We start from the raw sequence: 16,298 nt of genomic DNA, 5'->3' as shown, positions 1-16,298 counted from the left end.
GCCCGCCGGGCGGTACGGTACCGGCGTGACCAGTTCGGTACACCGACTACCAGGCAGTACCGAACCCCAGGGACGGCTCGTTGCCCGCCGGCCTCGTGGTGCGCCACCCCGCGAGGCGCCGATGTGGGTTTGTGTGGGCCAGATGGCCTAAACGTGCTCGTCGGCGCCCGGGTCGAGGTCCGGCAACAATGACCGCCACTGCGCGAGTACCGCGGCCCGGCCGGATACCCCGAGTTTGCGGTAGGAGCCGGTGAGGCTTTTCTCCACAGCCCGCCGGGTAATCCCGAGAATATCCGCGATCCGCTGGTTGGTGAGCCCCCGGACGACCAGGGCGAGCACCGTCAGCTCCGCCTTCGACAGCTCGGTCACGCCACCGCCCGGGGCGAGCGACAGCACCGGCCCCGACCAGTCGACCTCCGGGTTCACGGCCGCCCACACTCCCCCGCACGCCGAGGCGATGCGGTCGGCCTCGGCGAGTGCGGCGCCCGCACCGGGATCGCCGAGCGTGGCGAGCCCGCGGCCGAGCAGCACCAGGGCGCGGGACAGCTCGACCGCGTCCTGCGCGTCACGCAGCCGTGCCACGGCCGCGCGCAGCGCGGTGAGCCCTTCCTCGCCGCCGAGCACGGTGCCACGCAACCGCAGCGCGCGGCCGACGGTGCCCGGCTCGCCCCACGCCACGGCGGCGGCATGCTCGCGCTCGGCCAGTGCGACCGCGGCGTCCACGTCGCCGAGCCGCTGGTACAGCGCGGCGGCGTAGGTCCGCCACGGGAACAGCGCCGGGTTGGTCCAGCCGTAGCGGGCGGCCCGGTCGCCGTACTCGAGCATCTTGTCCAGCGCGGCCACGTGGTCACCGCGCACCGCGTCGACGAGGCCGCGCGCCATCAGGCTGGTCAGCACCGCCCCGGGATCGGCGGCGTCGTCGCCGTCGTCGAGCACCCGCCTCGCCAGCTCGACATCGTTGGTGGCCATGGCGACCCCGGTCAGCGTGACCCTCGCCAGGGCGGTGGCACCCGGCCACGCCGTGCCCGCGGTCTCCAGCGCGGTGCCCGCGAGCGACCGGGCCTCGGCGACCGAGCCGGTCGCGAGCAGCACCGCCGCGCGCTCGGCCAGTACCGCCGCCCGGGGGCCCGCGGGCTCCTTAGGTCGCGCCCGCCGCCAGACCCGGTCCAGCCACGCGCCCGCCGCACCGGCCTCGCCCGCCGCGACGAGCGCGGTGACCAGCACCGGGAACGCCGTGTGCACGTGGGCGAACCCGGGGTCCTCGCGGTCGAGCAGCGCGACGCCGAGCGCGCCGACCTCGGTGGCCGTGGTCGAGGCACCCACCGAGGCGGCGTTGGCGAGCACCGCGAGCAGCTCACGCCCGCCTGGCGTGTCGAGCGGCCGGGGGTCCAGCCCGCGGAGCCGGGCGACGGCGTCGGCGAGCCGCACCGGGTCGTGGTCGTCGATGGCACGCCCGCGTGCCTCCAACCGCAGCGCGAGGTCGGGGTAGGCGGCGGCGAGCCCGGGGTCGGGGGCCTCGGCGCCGGCACGCAGCGGGGTCGACACCGAGGGGCTGCGTGCCGCGAGCGCGAACGGCACGGACAGCACGGCGGCGGCGTGTTCCGGCCCGGCCGGCAGGTCCGGTAACGCCTGCACGATGTGCCCGACGGCCGCGACCGGGTCGACGCCGCGCTCGGCGGCGGCGAGGTCGACCAGCAGGCGCGCCCGCTCCGGGCCGCCCGAGGAACCGGCCAGCAGGGCGTGGCGCAGGTAGCGCACGGCCTCGTCGGCGGCGCCCCGGTCCAGCGCGGTCGCGGCGGCCGAGCGCAGCAGGTCGGTCTCCCACGGCTGGTGGTCGTGCACCCTGGAGAGCTGCGTGGCGACGTCCTCGGCCGAGCGGCCCGCGTCGTGCAGTGCCATGGCGGCCACGCGGTGCAGGCGGTCCCGCTCGGCCACCGGGATGGCCGCCTCGGTCGCGGTCCGCACCCCGAGGTCCGCGAGCCGGGGCGGCCCCACACCGGCGAGCAGGCCCAACCGGTCCAGCGCCTGCAGCGCGTCCTTGTAGGCGGGGCCGTCGAGGCCGGCCACCTCGCCGATGAGGTCGTGGTCGGCCTGGTCGCCGAGGACCGCCAGCGCGCGGGCGACCGTGCGCACCGGCGGGGGCTGTGTGTCCAGGTAGTACAGCCGCCTGGCACGCAGCAGCGCGTGGCTCTCCCGCCGCACGGTCTCCGCGGCGGCGGCGACCGGACGGACTCCCTTGGCCTGCAGGCCGTGCAGCACCGCGAGCAGGGCCGCCGGGTTGCCGCCGGTCGCGTGGTGGCAAGCGCGGGCGAACGCCGGGTCGACGGGCTCGGTCACGCTCCGCGCGGCGTACTCGGCGGCCACCACGGCACCCACCCCGGCGGCGGTGAGCGGCGAGACCTGCACCGTCCGGGTCGCCGAGGTGCAGATGTCCTCCACGAGCGCGGGTTCGGCGACCGCGTACCCGTCGGCGGCGGTGGCCACCACGAGCACGCGGGTGCCGGACAGCCTGCGCACGAGGTAGGCGAGCCAGCGCAGTGAGGAGCGGTCGGTCCACTGGAGGTCGTCCACGGCGAGCAGCACCGGCCGGTCGGCGCTGAGGTTGACCACCAGCGCGTGCAGGCCGGGCAGCTCGCCGCCCCGGGCCGTGCCGGCGTCGGGGCCGTCGGTGAGCAGCGGGCGGGCCAGGGCCGCCGCCCCGGAGAACCAGCGGTCCAGCTCGGCGGCCGGCGCCGTGTCCACGAGTGGCCGGACCAGCTGCTGCACGACGCCGAGGTCGAAGTCGCGCTCGGCCAGGGTGGCGTCGGCACGCAGCACGCGGGGCGGCTCCCCCGCGAGGTCGACCACCGAGGAGAGCAGCGCGGACCGGCCGGTGCCCGGTGACCCGGTGATCACCAGCAGCCCGCCGTCGCCTGCCGCGGCGGCCGCCAGCGCCCGGCCTGCCACGGCCAGGGCACCCTCGCGCTCGGCGAGCATGGTCAGCCGCCCCGGCCGGGGTCCCCACCGCCCAGGGTCTCGGCCAGCGCGCCGCGGATGGCGGCGAGCCTGCGTCGCACGGTGGTCGCGGGCACGACCAGCAGGCCGGCGATCTCGGCCGCGGTGCGGCCCGCGGCGGCGAGTGCGGCGATGCGCTGGTCGGCGATCGACAGCGCGTGGCCCGCGCCGGTGACCGACCCCCTGCGCCCGACGCGCCCCGCGAGCAGCGAGGTCTGCACGATGACGCTGGGCGCACCCCAGCGCGCGGCGCGGCGACCCGCCTCGAGGGTCAGCTCCCGCGCGGTCTCGGTGTCCCCGAGGGCGGCGGTGGCGACGGCGGCGAGTGACTGCCACGGCGCCAGCGCCGGGTTCGTCCAGCCGCGGACCCGCAGCACCCGGCCCGCGCGCCCGGACCAGCGCAGCGCGGCGTCGTGGTCGCCGAGCACCAGTGCGACCTCGCCACGCACGCACAGCAGCAGCCCCCACGCCGCGCCCTGGTCGGCGCCCGGGGGCTGCTCCCCCGCCGCGATCCGCTCGGCGTCGGTCACGTCGTTGGCGGCGAGCCGCAGCCGAGCGGTCAGCGCGGTCACCGCGGGGAGGGTCCTGGGGTGCCAGGAGGTGGGTGGCAGGTGGTCGAGCGCGGTACGCAGGTCGTCCTCGGCCTGCGCCAGGTTGCCGCGCCGGTGCTCGCACGACGCCCGGTGCAGCAGCGCGAGTGCCGCGGCGGCGGGCACGCCGCGCCTGCGGGCGTCGGCGATCACGGCGTCAAGCCCCAGCACCGCGGCGGTGACGTCGTCGGCGTGCAGGAGTGCGCGGCAGGCGTGGACGCGGGGACCGAAAGGCACGGGGTCGCCCGCGGCGGCGAGCGTCGCCCTGGCGAGGGCACGCGCGGCGGCCCGGTGTTCGCCGCGCAGGGTCAGCGCCCACGCGGCCACCCCGGCGCGAACGGGTCCGCCGGGGTCGGCCGGGTCGGTCACCGGCTCGGGGAAGGCACGCACCGGCTGCAGGTCGTCGGAGAGGCAGTCGTTCTCGGCGAGCCAGCCGAGCGCGGCCATCTCGGTGGTGTCCGCGCCTGCCGCCTTGCCCCTGGCGCAGGCGGTGGCCATCACGCGACGGGCCGCGGCGGTGTCGCCCCTGGTCTGCAGGAGGTCCGCGGCCAGGACCGCGGTGTCGGAGTCGGGTGCCGCGCACAGCAGGACCTGGCGCAGCCTGCGGTCGGCGGCGTGCGGGTTGGTCACGACCTCGACGGCACCGAGGTCGACCAGCAGGCGGTGGCGTCCGGCGGGGGGAAGCGGCTCGCGCAGCGCTCGCCCGAGCAGCTCCGCCGCACCGCGGTGGTCGCCGTGGGCCTGTCGCCGTCTGGCCACGCGGACCAGCACGTCCACCGCCCACCCCTCGTCCACGACGGGCGCGGCGGACAGCAGGGTGGCGAGCCGGTCGTCCGGGATGGCCACCCGTCTGCCCAGCTCGACGGCCCGGCGCAGCAGGGTCGCGCGGTCGGCGGCGGGCATCCCGGCCAGGACGTCCTCGCGCACGCGGGTGCTCGCCGGGCGCGGGTCCTCCGGCGCGACGACCAGCCCGAGGTCGGCCAGCCGCGCGAGCGTGCCGGGGGTGTCGGCGCCTGCCAGCGTGCGGGCGAGGTCGGGGCCGAGTGCGTCCCCGCACAGGACCAGGGCACGCAGGAGGGCGGTGGCGTCGGCGGGCAGCGTGGTCAGCGCGGCGGCGGCGCGGTCGCCGACCACGGCCGCCGCCCTGGCCGCCGCGACGGAGACGTGCTCGGCGAGCGGGGGCAGCTCGGCCTCGGCGAAGTGTCTGAGGACCGCGCCGAGCACCGCGGGGCTGCCGCCGGTGGCCGCGGTCGTGCCGGTGACGAAACCACGGTCGACCGGGCCGAGGTAGCGGGCGGTGATGACCTCGCGCACGGCGGTCTCGTCGAGGGGCCGCAGGCGCAGCACGCGCGCGGCGGTCAGGTGTTCCGGGCCGGGATCGGTGTGCGTGGTGGCCTGCACCAGCAGCAGCGGTGCCTGGCCGATCCGTCTGGCCAGCGCACGCAGCCACGCGCGGGACTCGCGGTCGGCCCACTGCGCGTCGTCGACGGCGACGACCAGCGGTCTGGTCCGCGCGGCGGCGAGGAACTCGGCGCACAGCACCGGGATGGTGACGGTGGCCGGGCGTCTGGTCCACAGCGTCGAGCCGGTCAGGTGCAGGCAGGAGGCGAGGTGGTGTGCGAGGCCGAACGGCAGGTCCGTCTCGCGGGGGGCGCAGCGGGCGAACGCGACACGCAGGCCGGTGGCGTGCGCGCCGTCGACGAGGGCGTCGACCACCGCGGAGAGTCCGCTGCCCCGCGTCCCGGTGACGGTGACCATGCCGGGGCGGCGGCCCCGGCGCAGGTCGTCCACCGCGCGGGCGAGCAGTTCCAGCTCCTCGTCACGGTCGACGAGCGCGGGTGCCGAGGGGGTCAGCCAGCGTTGGTCGCCTGCGGCGGGCGCGTCTACGGGCACGGCTCGTCCGCTCCGGCCAGGCGGTGGCGGACCGGCACCCGGCGCGCCTCCCGACCTCTCACCGCCTTGTCCATGACCATCTCCGGATCAGTCCGCGTGACCTGCGCCACAAGCGAGCATAGTGGTGTGGATGTTGGTTCGCAATTCTTTCGGTTTGGTTTTCCCTTTGTCTATCTTTGTAAACGTTGGTTCTACCTGCGATAAAAGGGGTCGGCCCGCCACCCTGCCGAATGCGGAACTGGGGAAAACACTCGACTTTCCGGGGTTATGACCGGTCCCGTTCCATGATCGCCACGTGCAGCGCGGACCTGCCGGCGACACCGAGCTTGCGGTAGAGGCTCGTGAGGTGGGTCTCCACGGTCCGCACGGTGATGAGCAGCCGGTCGGCGATCTCCCGGTTGGTCGCACCAGCCGTGGCCAGCTCCGCGACCCGCCGCTCGGCATGGGTGAGCGTGTCCGTGCCGCCGGGCACGCGGTGCACGCGACCGCCCGCGGCGACCAGGCGTGCCCTGGCCTGCACGGCCACCCCCCGGTAACCGCAGCGCACCGCCCCGTCCGCCGCGGCGCGGAACACCTTGCGCGCACCCACCCGGTCGCCCGTGCGCAGCGCCGCCTCCCCGAGCGCCAGCTCGGCCAGCGCCAGGTACCAGGCCGCCGCGCCGGTCTCCAGCAACTCCACGGCCTCGGCGAGGACGTCCCTGCCCGCCTTCGGGTCCTGGGCCAGCTCCACCGTCCCCGCCGCGAACAGGGCCAGGCCGCGACCGTTCCCGGTCCCCCAGCGTGCGGCGGCGTCGGCACCCTCGGCGGCGAGGTCGGCGGCGGCGGTGGACCTGCCGGTGGCGGCGAGGAGCCGCGCGGCGGCCACCCACCACGGGGCGACCAGCGGGTTCTCCACGCCCAGCTCGGTCAGCACGGCGCCGCAGCGGTTCAGGTGGGTCAACGCGCCGTCGAGGTCGCCCGCGTCCTCGGCCGCGGCCGCCCGCACGACCAGGGACAGCGGGTGGCCGAGCACCGGCACGTCCGGGTCGGTCTCCGGCAGCACCCGCACCGCGGCGGCCAGGTCGCCCTGCCGCACGTGGGCGGTGGCCAGCGCGACCCTCGCCGTGTCCACCGAGTCCATCGCCGTCACCGCACGCTCGGCGTCGGCCACCGCGGCGGGGGCGTCGCCCGCGTCGGCGAGCACCAGTGCCCGCAGCATCCCGGCCAGCGTCCTGGTCCAGCCGGTGGGGCCCGCCGAGGCCAGCACCCGGTCGAGCCCGGTGAGCGCGGCGGGCACGTCCCCGGCGACCGCGAGCGCGTAGGCCGCGGCGGCGTGCGGCCAGCGCAGCGTGCCAGGCTCGGCGAGGGCGGCCGTGGCCCGGGCGGCGGCCACGTCGGCGGCGCGGGCGGTGAGCATGTCGGTGAAGGCCCGCAACGCCAGCAGGTCCCGCTCGGCGGGGGTGTCCCCGGCGGGCACGGGGCCGCCCGCGGTGACGGGTGGGCGCGTCCAGCCCGCCGCCAGCCGGGCCGCCTCGCCACGCACCCGCAGCTCGCGGTCCGGCCCCGTCGGCCGCACCCCGAGCGTGGCGTCGAGGTCGGCCAGCGCGGCGGCGAGGGTGGGCACCACCGACGGCGCACCGGCGGCGGCAGGGGTGAGCCAGGCCAGCTCGATGGCCAGCTCGGCCCGTTCCCGCACGCCGGTCGTGCGCTCCAGCCCGGCACGCAGGAGCCGGTGCGCGGTGTGGGGGTCGGCCTCGCCCGCGGTGCGCACGTAGTCGACGAGGGTCGGCACGTCGACCGGATCCGCGGCCAGCGCGTGGTCGAGGTAGCAGGCCGCGGTGTCCCGGTCCGGCGCGGTGGCCGCTGCCTCACGCAGGATCGCGCGCATCCACGGCTCACCCACCTCGGGCAGCGCGAGCAGGTGCGCGGCGATCTCCCCCGCCGGGCGGCCCGCGTCAGCCAGCAGCCGGGCGGCGCGGGCGTGCCACCAGCGCAGCCGGGCAGGCGGCAGGTCGGCGAGCAGCGCGGCGCGCAGGGTGTCCAGGTCGGCGACGCCGAGCACGCCGTCGGCACACAGCGCGGCGAACGCCGAGGCCACGACCGTCTCCGACACGCCGGCGAGCATCGCGATCGACTCGGCGTCGGTCCGGCCGAGCACGGCGACCGCCTCGCTCACCGCGCGGGTCTCCTCGGTGTGCTGGGCGAGCCGCCCGGGCAGCAGCTCCGCCAGCACCGCGCAGCCCGCGGCCAGCACGGCGGTGGCGCGCCCGGCGACCGGCGGCCCGTTGCCGACCCGGTCGAGGATCATGCGCAGCGCCAACGGGTTCCCCCCGGCGCCCCGCAGGCACGCCGCGACGAACGCCTCGTCCCCCGGTCGCTGCCAGCGGCGGCGGACCAGCTCGGCCACGTCGGGCAGGTCGAGCGGCGGCAGGTCGAGCGGCTGGCAGCGGGGCGCGACGACACCCCAGCCGGGCGGTCGCGCGCCGATCCCGCCGACCGCGGCGACGGCGGCCACCACGAGCAGTCCGCTGCCCCTGCGCACCAGCAGGTCCAGCACCTCGACCGAGCCGGGGTCGCAGCGGTGGGCGTCGTCGAGCAGCAGCACGAGAGGGCCGGTGGCGGTGAGCGTCCTGACGTGGTCGGGGTAGCGGCACGACGGCGGCGTGCCCGGCCGGTCGGGTGCGTCGGCCAGCAGCGTGGCGATGGCGGACACCACGTCCGGCCCGCAGGTGACCCGGCGCACGGACGCCTCGACGGCGACCGCGCACGCGTCGAGCAGGGCGGTCTTACCGCTGCCGGGGCCGCCGTGGACGAGCAGCAGCGCGGTGTCCCCGGCCCTGGCCCTGACGAGCCCCGCCCGCACCGCGGCGAGCTGGCGGTCGCGGCCGACGAGTCCCGGTTCAGCGGGCCGTACCGGCATTACCCCTCCACAGACAGCACTGTCCGGACTACCCAGCGCGAGCGGGCCTGGTCGGGTCACCGTACCGCTCACCGGTACCTATCGGCCCTACCTCACAAACAGGACTAATGATTCCCCGGTTCGGGAGACGCTTGACTCTGAACATCCGGCGTCGGCCGGTGGCCGCCGTGCGACGAAGGGACCAGTCAGCCGTGAGCGCCCAGAGCACCGCCACCGACACCGGGTCGACCACGTGGCTGCGCCGGTACCACCCCGGCGGCCGGAGCCGGGCCCGGCTGGTGTGCTTCCCGCACGCGGGCGGCTCGGCGAGCTTCTTCCACCCCGTCTCGGCACGCTTCGCGCCGGGCACGGACGTGGTCGCGGTGCAGTACCCGGGCCGCCAGGACCGCCGCCGCGAGCCGTGCCTCGACGACATCTCGGTGCTGGCCGACCGGATCGCCGCGGCGCTCGCCCCGCTGCCGCCCGGACCCACGGTGTTCTTCGGGCACAGCATGGGTGCGGTGCTGGCGTTCGAGACAGCGTGGCGGCTGGAACGGACCGGGGCAGGCCCGGACGCGGTGGTCGCCTCCGGCCGGCGGGCGCCCGCCACCCACCGCGCCGAGGCCGTGCACCGGCTCGACGACGACGGTGTGCTCGCCGAGCTGCGGCTGCTGAACGGCACCGCGAGCGCGGTGCTCGCCGACGAGGAGATCCTGCGGATGGCGCTCCCGGCGATCCGGGGCGACTATCGAGCGGTGGAGACCTACACGTGTGCGCCGGACCGGCGGATCAGCGCGCCGATCACGGTGGTGACCGGTGACAGCGACCCGAAGACCACCGAGGACGAGGCCGGGGCGTGGCAGGGACACACCACGGGTGCGTTCGCGATGCACGTGTTCGCGGGCGGGCACTTCTTCCTCATCGAGCACCAGGCCGCGGTCGACGCCGTGATCGCGGCGGAGCTGGACCGGGTCGCAGGCGACCGTACATAGGCTTCGCGGGGGCGTTGCTCGCGTGATCTTTCAGAGGTGGGGAATGTACGCCGAGGAACGGCAGCAGGTAATCCTGGAACGCGCCCGTACCGAGGGCCGCGTCGACGTCGCAGCACTGGCCGAGGAGTTCGCCGTGACAACCGAGACCGTCCGCAGGGACCTGACCGTCCTGGAGCGCCACGGGGTGCTGCGCAGGGTGCACGGCGGGGCGATCCCGGTGGAGCGGCTGGGTTTCGAGCCGGCCGTGGCCGCGAGGGAGACGGTGATGACCGACGAGAAGCGGCGCATCGCCAAGGCGGCGCTCGCGGAGCTGCCGTCGGAGGGGTCGATCCTGCTCGACGCGGGCACCACGACCGCACAGCTCGCGGAGATCATCCCGGCCGAGGCGGAGCTGACCGTGGTCACCCACTCGGTCAACATCGCGCTGTCACTGGCGAGCAGGCCGAACCTGACCGTGATGCTGGTCGGGGGGCGGCTGCGCTGGCGCACGCTGGCGTCGGTGGACGCGTGGGCACTGCAGGCGCTGCGGGAGACCTACGTCGAGGTGGCGTTCATGGCCACCAACGGGTTGTCGGTCGAACGCGGCCTGACCACCCCCGACCTGGCCGAGGCGATGGTGAAGCAGGCGGCCATCGCGAGTGCGCGGCGGACCGTGCTGCTGGCCGACCACACCAAGGTCGGCAGCGACAACTTCGCCCGCTTCGCCGAGCTGTCCGATGTGGACACCCTGATCACCGACACCGGCATCGACGCGGCCGTCGCCGAGGAGGTCGCCGGGGCGGGCCCGACGGTCCTGACGGTCTGACGCCGCTCCGCACTGAAGGACGCCTTCCTGACGCCCAGCGTTACGAAGGCGTCCTTCAGTGCGTTGGGCGGGGCGTCACAGTGTGGACAGCCACGCCACCAGTGCCCGGGCCGTGGTCGACGCGTGGGTCTCGGTCACCGTGAAGTGGTTGCCCGGCACGTCGGCGACGGTGGCGCCGTCCCAGGTGGACCGCCACCCGGTGCCCTGCTGCTGCGGGCGCAGCGGTTCCTGTGCCCGCAGCAGCAGGGTCGGCGCCGGGGTCCGGCCGGGGCGCCAGTCCCACATCAGGTCGAAACAGTGCGCCATCGCCGACAGTCCGGCACTTCCCGGGGCGGCGAAGGCACTGTTGCGGTCGGCGAGCCCGCCGAGCAGACCGGTGCCGGACGTGGTCACGAAGTCCGCGTCCATCAGGTAGGTGTCGACCAGCGCGACCCCCGCCGCGGGCACCTCGCGCGCCGCCAGTTCCTCGGCGACGGCATGGGCGAGCAGGCCGCCGGTGGACGTCCCGAGCAGCACCGAGCGACCGGGCAGCGGCGCCAGGGCGTCGGCGAGCACACCGACCAGCGCGGACAGGCTCGCGGGCAGCGCGTCGCCCTCGGCGAAGCCCGGCACGGGCACGGCCAGCACCTCCGTGTGCCCACGCAACGCACCGGCCAGCCGGGCGTACTGCGCCACCCCCGCCAACGCCACCAGCGCGGGCACGCACACCACCCGGGGCAGTTCCCCGTCCCCGCCCGCCAACCGCACCGCGCGGACCGGCCGGGTCGGGGTGTCGGTGAAGGTGGGGCGCAGCGCGGCGACGCTGCGCAGCAACGCCATGGCCGCCGCCGGACGATCCGCCTGCGCCCGCCGGAACAACGCGGTCACCGTCTCCTCGGCCGCGGGTGCGGCGTCCGGCCGCGACGGCTCCGCGGCACGGGTCAGCTCGCGGTCCAGGTAGGCGGCCAGGTCGGTCGGGGTCGGGTGGTCGAACACCACGCCCGCGGGCAGCGTCAGGCCGGTGCCCGCGGCGAGCCGGTTGCGCAGGTCCATGGCGGTCAGCGAGTCGAACCCGAGGTCGCCGAACTCCTGGCCTGCCGCCACGCCCTCGCGGTCGGGGTGCCCGAGCACGGCCGCGACCAGGTCACGCACCAGGTTCACGAGCACACCGGGACGGTCCCGCGGTGACACGGTCGCGAGCCGGTCGCGGACCTCGGCCGCGCGGGCACCGCCGGTCGCGACCCGGCGGGCCGCGGGCAGGAGACCGCGCAGGAACGGGGGCGGCTCACCGGCGGCACGCAGGCCGGGCAGGTCGAGCCGGACCGGCACCGGCGCCGGGTCGCCGCACGCGATGGCCGCGTCGAACAACGCGAGGCCCTGTGCGGTGCCGAGCGGCACGACGCCACCCGCCGCGAGGCGCCGGAGGTCGGTGTCGGTGAGGTCGGCCATCATGGCGCTGCCCGCCGACGGCGCCCACGTGCCCCACGCCAGTGCCGTGCCGGGCAGCCCGTCGGCCCGCCTGCGTGCGGCGAGCCCGTCCAGGAAACCGTTGGCGGCGGCGTAGTTCGCCTGTCCCGGCGTGCCCGCGACCCCGGCGAAGGAGGAGAACAGCACGAACGCGGCCAGGTCGGCGTCGCGGGTCAGCTCGTCGAGGTGGGCGGCGGCGGTGGCCTTGGGGCCCCACACGGTGGCCACCCGCTCGTCGGTGAGCGAGGTCAGCACGCCGTCGTCGAGCACGCCCGCGGTGTGCACGACCCCACGCAGGGGGCGGTCCTCCGGGATGGCGGACAGCAGCCGCGCCAGTGCGTCGCGGTCGGACACGTCGCAGGCGACCACGGCCGCCCGCGTGCCCCGGTCGGCCAGTTCGGCGACCAGTTCCGCCGCGCCGGTCGCGTCCGGCCCGTGCCTGCTGACCAGCAGCAGGTGCCGGACGCCGTGCGTCGCCAGGTGCCGTGCCAGGAGCGACCCGAGACCGCCGGTGCCGCCGGTGACCAGGATGGTGCCGTCGGTCGGCCAGTCGAACGCGGCCGCGTCGGCGCTCCCGCGGGCGAGCCTGCCCGCGAACGTCTCGCCGGCACGGACCACGACCTGCGGCTCCCCCGCGAGCGCGGCGCGGGTCAGCACGCCGGGGAGGGCCGAGGCGGACTCCGGTGTGCCGTCCACGTCGACCAGCATCAGCCTGCCGGGGTGCTCCGACTGCGCCGAGCGCACGAGCCCCCACACCGCGGCGGCGGCCGGGTCGGTGGCGAGCCCGGTCGTCACGACCGCGAACCGGGTCGCCAGGAGCGCAGGCTCGGTCAGGCACACCCGCAGGTCGGCGAGCACGCGGCACACGGTCCGCTCGGCGCCGTCCGCCGCGACGGGCAGCAGCACGACCGAGGGGGCGTGCGGCAGGTCGGCCAACGCGGCGGGGTCGGCCACGGTGTCGGCGGGCACCCCTCGGGCGTGCAGTGCCGCGGTCAGGTCCAGCTCGTCGACGCCGGCGACGGCCCACTCGCCGGGGACCGACACGGCCTCGTCGGGCAGCGGCGTGGCCCACTCCCAGTGGTACAGGGACCGGCCCACCGCGGCGTCCGGAGTGGACTGTCCGGCGGCGACCGGGCGCAGGGCCAGCTCCGCCACGGTCAGCACCGGCGAGCCGGCACCGTCCACGGCGGACAGCGCGAAGGCGCGTTCGCCCACCGGGGTCAGCCGCACCCGCAGCTCGGCGGCGCCGGTCGCGTGCAGCTCGACCCCCGTCCAGGCGAACGGCAGGCACGGCACGTCGTCGGCGAGGTCGGCCAGTGAGAGCGCGTGCAGTGCCGCGTCGAGCAGCGCCGGGTGCAGCCGGTGGACCGCGGGTCGCGCCGAGTCGGGCACCCGCACCTCGGCGAACACCTCCCCGTCGCGGCGCCACGCCGCGACCAGCCCCCGAAACGCGGGCCCGTAGCCGAATCCGGCCTCGGCCAGCCGCTCGTAGTGTCCGGTCAGGTCGACCGGCTCGGCACCGGCGGGTGGCCAGTGCGTTGCCGGTTCCCCCTCACCGGCGCCGGTCCCGAGACTGCCCTCGGCGTGCCTGGTCCATGGCCCGTCCTCGGCGTCCTCGCGGCGCGAGTGGACGGTGACCGGGCAGCGGCCGTCGACCGGCTCGCCGACCACGACCCGCAGCCGGGTCCCGGTGTCCGCCGGGACGACCAGCGGGGTGTGGACGGTCAGGTCCGCGACCCTGTCGCAGCCCACCGCGTCGCCCGCCAGCACCGCGAGTTCGAGGAAACCCGTGGCGGGGAACAGGGTCGTGCCCGCGAAGGCGTGGTCGGCGAGCCAGTCGGGTGCGCCGGGCGCGAGCCGGGCGGTCAGCACCGGGCCGGTGTCGGGCACCCGGACGACCGCGCCGAGCAACGGGTGGTCCGGCCGGTCCAGTCCCGCGGCGGTGACGTCGCCCGCGCCGAACAACGCGCCGGACGGCCAGTAGGTGCCGCGCTGGAACGGATAGGTGGGCAGGTCGGTGAGTGCGGCCCCGGAGCCGGCGAACACCGTGGCCCAGTCCACCGCGACGCCGTTCGTGTACGCCTCGCCGAAGGCGGTCAGCAGCCTGCGTGGTCCGCCGTCGTCCTGGCGCAGCGTGTGGAGCACGACCCCGGACACGCCTGCCTCGTCCAACGTCTCCTGCAGGCCCAGCGACAGCACCGGCTGCGCGCCGATCTCGAGGAACACCCGGTGACCGGCATCCGCGAGCGCCCGCACCGCCCCGGCGAAGCCGACCGGCTCGGCCAGGTTCCGGTACCAGTACCGGGCGTCCAGGTCGGTGCCGTCGACGCGGCGGCCGTCGGTGGTGGAGTGGAACGGGACCTCCCCCGCCCTCGGCACGATCCCGTCCAGTGCGGCCGACAGTTCGCCGCGCAGGGCCGCGACCTGCGGGGAGTGCGCGGCGAAGTCGACGCCGGCGAGCTGCCAGCGCATGACCTTCGCGCGGGCGAGGACCCGCTCGAACCGTGCCATCGCGTCGGGTTCACCGGACACGGTCACCGTGCGCGGGCCGTTGACCGCGGCCACCGCGACCTCGTCCGGCCCGAGTCCGGCCGACGCGAGCAGCTCCTCGACCCGCTCCACGGCCGCCATGACCGTCAGCATCCGGCCGTGGCCCGACAGCAGCTCGCCGATCAGCCTGCTGCGCACCGCGACCACGCGGGCGGCGTCGTCGAGGTCGAGGACACCGGCCACGCACGCGGCGGCGATCTCGCCCTGGGAGTGCCCGACCACCGCGGCGGGTTCGACACCCGCGTCCCGCCACAGCGCGGCGAGCGCCACCATGACCGCGAACAACGCGGGCTGCACGACGTCGACCCGGTCCAGCGGCGGTGCGCCGGGCAGGCCCCGCAGCACGTCGGTCAGCGACCAGTCCAGGTGCGGGGAGAGCGCCTTGTCGCACTCGGCGATCCGGTCGGCGAACGCGGGCACGGTGTCGAGGAGCCCCTCGGCCATCCCGGCCCACTGCGTGCCCTGGCCGGGGAAGACGAACACCGGCCGCGCACCCTGGGCACGCACCGCACCGACCGCCACGCCGACCGCGACCCGCCGTTCGGCCACCGCGGCCAGCCCGGCACGCAGCTCCGCCCGGTCGGCGCCGACGACCACCGCCCGGTGCTCGAACGCGGAACGCGTGGTGGCGAGGGAAAGCGCGACGTCGAGCGGGTCGCCGTCGTGGGTGGCGAGCCGGGCGGCCTGATCACGCAGCGCGGCGGGTGTCCGGGCGGAGAGCACCCACGGCACGGCGGGCAGTCCGCGACGCCCGGCGGGAACCGCGTCCCTGTCGGGGGCCTGCTCGAGGATCACGTGTGCGTTCGTGCCGCTCATCCCGAAGGAGGACACCGCGGCCCGGCGCGGGCGGTCGACCGGCGGCCACGGGAGCGCCTCGGTCAGCAGCGACACCGCGCCCGCCGACCAGTCGACCTTGTCCGAGGGGGTGTCGACGTGCAGGGTGGCCGGCAGCCTGCCGTGCCGCATCGCCTGGACCATCTTGATCACGCCGGCCACGCCCGCGGCGGCCTGGGTGTGCCCGAGGTTCGACTTGACCGACCCGAGGCGCAGCGGCTCGTCGCGGCCCTGGCCGTAGGTCGCGAGCAGCGCCTGGGCCTCGATCGGGTCGCCGAGGACGGTCCCGGTGCCGTGTGCCTCCACCGCGTCCACCTCGGCCGGGGTGAGGCCCGCGTCGGCCAGCGCGCGGCGGATGACCCGCTGCTGCGCGGGACCGTTGGGCGCGGTCAGCCCGTTGGAGGCGCCGTCGGAGTTGACCGCGGAGCCCCGGACCACGGCCAGGACCCGGTGGCCGTTGCGGACCGCGTCGGACAGCCGCTCCAGCACCAGCATCCCGACGCCCTCCGACCAGCCGAGGCCGTCGGCGCCCTCGGCGAACGCCTTGCACCGGCCGTCGCCCGCGAGCGCGCCCTGGGCGCCGTACTCGGTGAACGCCGAGGGCAGCACCATCACCGCGACCCCGCCGGCGAGCGCGAGCGAGCACTCGTCGCGGCGCAGGGCCTGCGCGGCGAGGTGCAGGGTCACGAGCGACGACGAACAGGCGGTGTCGACGGTGACGGTCGGGCCCTCCAGGCCGAGGGTGTAGGAGACGCGGCCGGAGGCGACGCTCCCGGCGCTGCCGTTGCCCTGGTAGCCGGCGTGGTCGCCGTCGGAGGTCTGCAGCACGATCCCGTAGTCGGCGTACATGACGCCGACGTAGACGCCGGTGCGGCTGCCACGCAGCGTCGCGGGGACGATCCTGGCGTCCTCGACCGCCGACCACGCGGCCTCCAGCAGGAGCCGCTGCTGCGGGTCGGTGGCCAGTGCCTCGCGCGGGTTCATGCCGAAGAACGCCGGGTCGAAGTCGGCGGCGTCGTGCAGGAAGCCGCCCTGGCGCGGCAGGCCTGGCGCGCCACGCAGCAGCTCGACCGGCCAGCCCCGGTTGTCCGGGAAGCCGGTGATGGCGTCGCCGCCGGTGTCGACCAGCCGCCACAGCGCGTCCGGGTCGGTGACCCCGCCGGGGTAGCGGCAGCTCATGCCGACGATCGCGACCGGTTCCTGTGCGCGGGACTCGACCTCGGCCAGCCGCTGCCGGGTCCGGTGCAGGTCGGCGGTGACCTTCTTCAGGTAGTCGAGCAGCTTGTCGGCGTCCACTGGTTCGTCCATCGGCTCCT

General features: G+C 76.5%; 6 protein-coding genes. 2 read left to right on the top strand and 4 right to left on the bottom strand.

Annotated features, from left to right (window positions below):
- Positions 1-147 precede the first annotated feature (147 nt).
- The 3 genes from CLV71_RS25025 to CLV71_RS25015 all read right to left on the bottom strand — a co-directional run bounded on the left by CLV71_RS25025 (position 148) and on the right by CLV71_RS25015 (position 8,376).
- Positions 148-2,976 (bottom strand): helix-turn-helix transcriptional regulator, encoded by a 2,829-nt coding sequence (locus CLV71_RS25025; RefSeq protein WP_133905262.1) that lies wholly within the window; start codon positions 2,974-2,976, stop codon positions 148-150.
- A 2-nt stretch (positions 2,977-2,978) separates the two neighbouring features.
- On the bottom strand, positions 2,979-5,477 hold the full coding sequence (locus CLV71_RS25020; RefSeq protein WP_133905261.1) for an AAA family ATPase: 2,499 nt from the start codon (positions 5,475-5,477) through the stop codon (positions 2,979-2,981).
- A 265-nt stretch (positions 5,478-5,742) separates the two neighbouring features.
- On the bottom strand, positions 5,743-8,376 hold the full coding sequence (locus CLV71_RS25015; protein ID WP_133905260.1) for a helix-turn-helix transcriptional regulator: 2,634 nt from the start codon (positions 8,374-8,376) through the stop codon (positions 5,743-5,745).
- Positions 8,377-8,567: 191 nt separating this feature from the next.
- Here CLV71_RS25015 and CLV71_RS25010 point away from each other — a divergent pair, with 191 nt between their 5' ends.
- Together CLV71_RS25010 and CLV71_RS25005 are read left to right on the top strand one after the other, a co-directional pair.
- Positions 8,568-9,347, top strand: coding sequence for a thioesterase II family protein (locus tag CLV71_RS25010; RefSeq protein WP_279588752.1), 780 nt, complete (start codon positions 8,568-8,570; stop codon positions 9,345-9,347).
- Between the two features lie 43 nt (positions 9,348-9,390).
- Positions 9,391-10,152 carry a DeoR/GlpR family DNA-binding transcription regulator gene (locus tag CLV71_RS25005; protein WP_133905258.1) on the top strand — a complete coding sequence of 254 codons (762 nt, stop codon included), beginning with the start codon at positions 9,391-9,393 and terminating at the stop codon, positions 10,150-10,152.
- A gap of 75 nt (positions 10,153-10,227) precedes the next feature.
- On the opposite strand, the gene CLV71_RS25000 is transcribed toward CLV71_RS25005, so the two are convergent.
- A complete protein-coding gene (locus CLV71_RS25000; protein WP_133905257.1) occupies positions 10,228-16,290 on the bottom strand; it encodes a type I polyketide synthase in 6,063 nt (2,020 codons plus the stop codon).
- Positions 16,291-16,298 lie beyond the last annotated feature (8 nt).

It is taken from the genome of Actinophytocola oryzae, assembly GCF_004364325.1.
Classification (GTDB): domain Bacteria; phylum Actinomycetota; class Actinomycetes; order Mycobacteriales; family Pseudonocardiaceae; genus Actinophytocola; species Actinophytocola oryzae.
The sequence above is the reverse complement of the archived record's forward strand: the minus strand, read 5'-3'. Positions and strand labels throughout refer to the sequence as shown.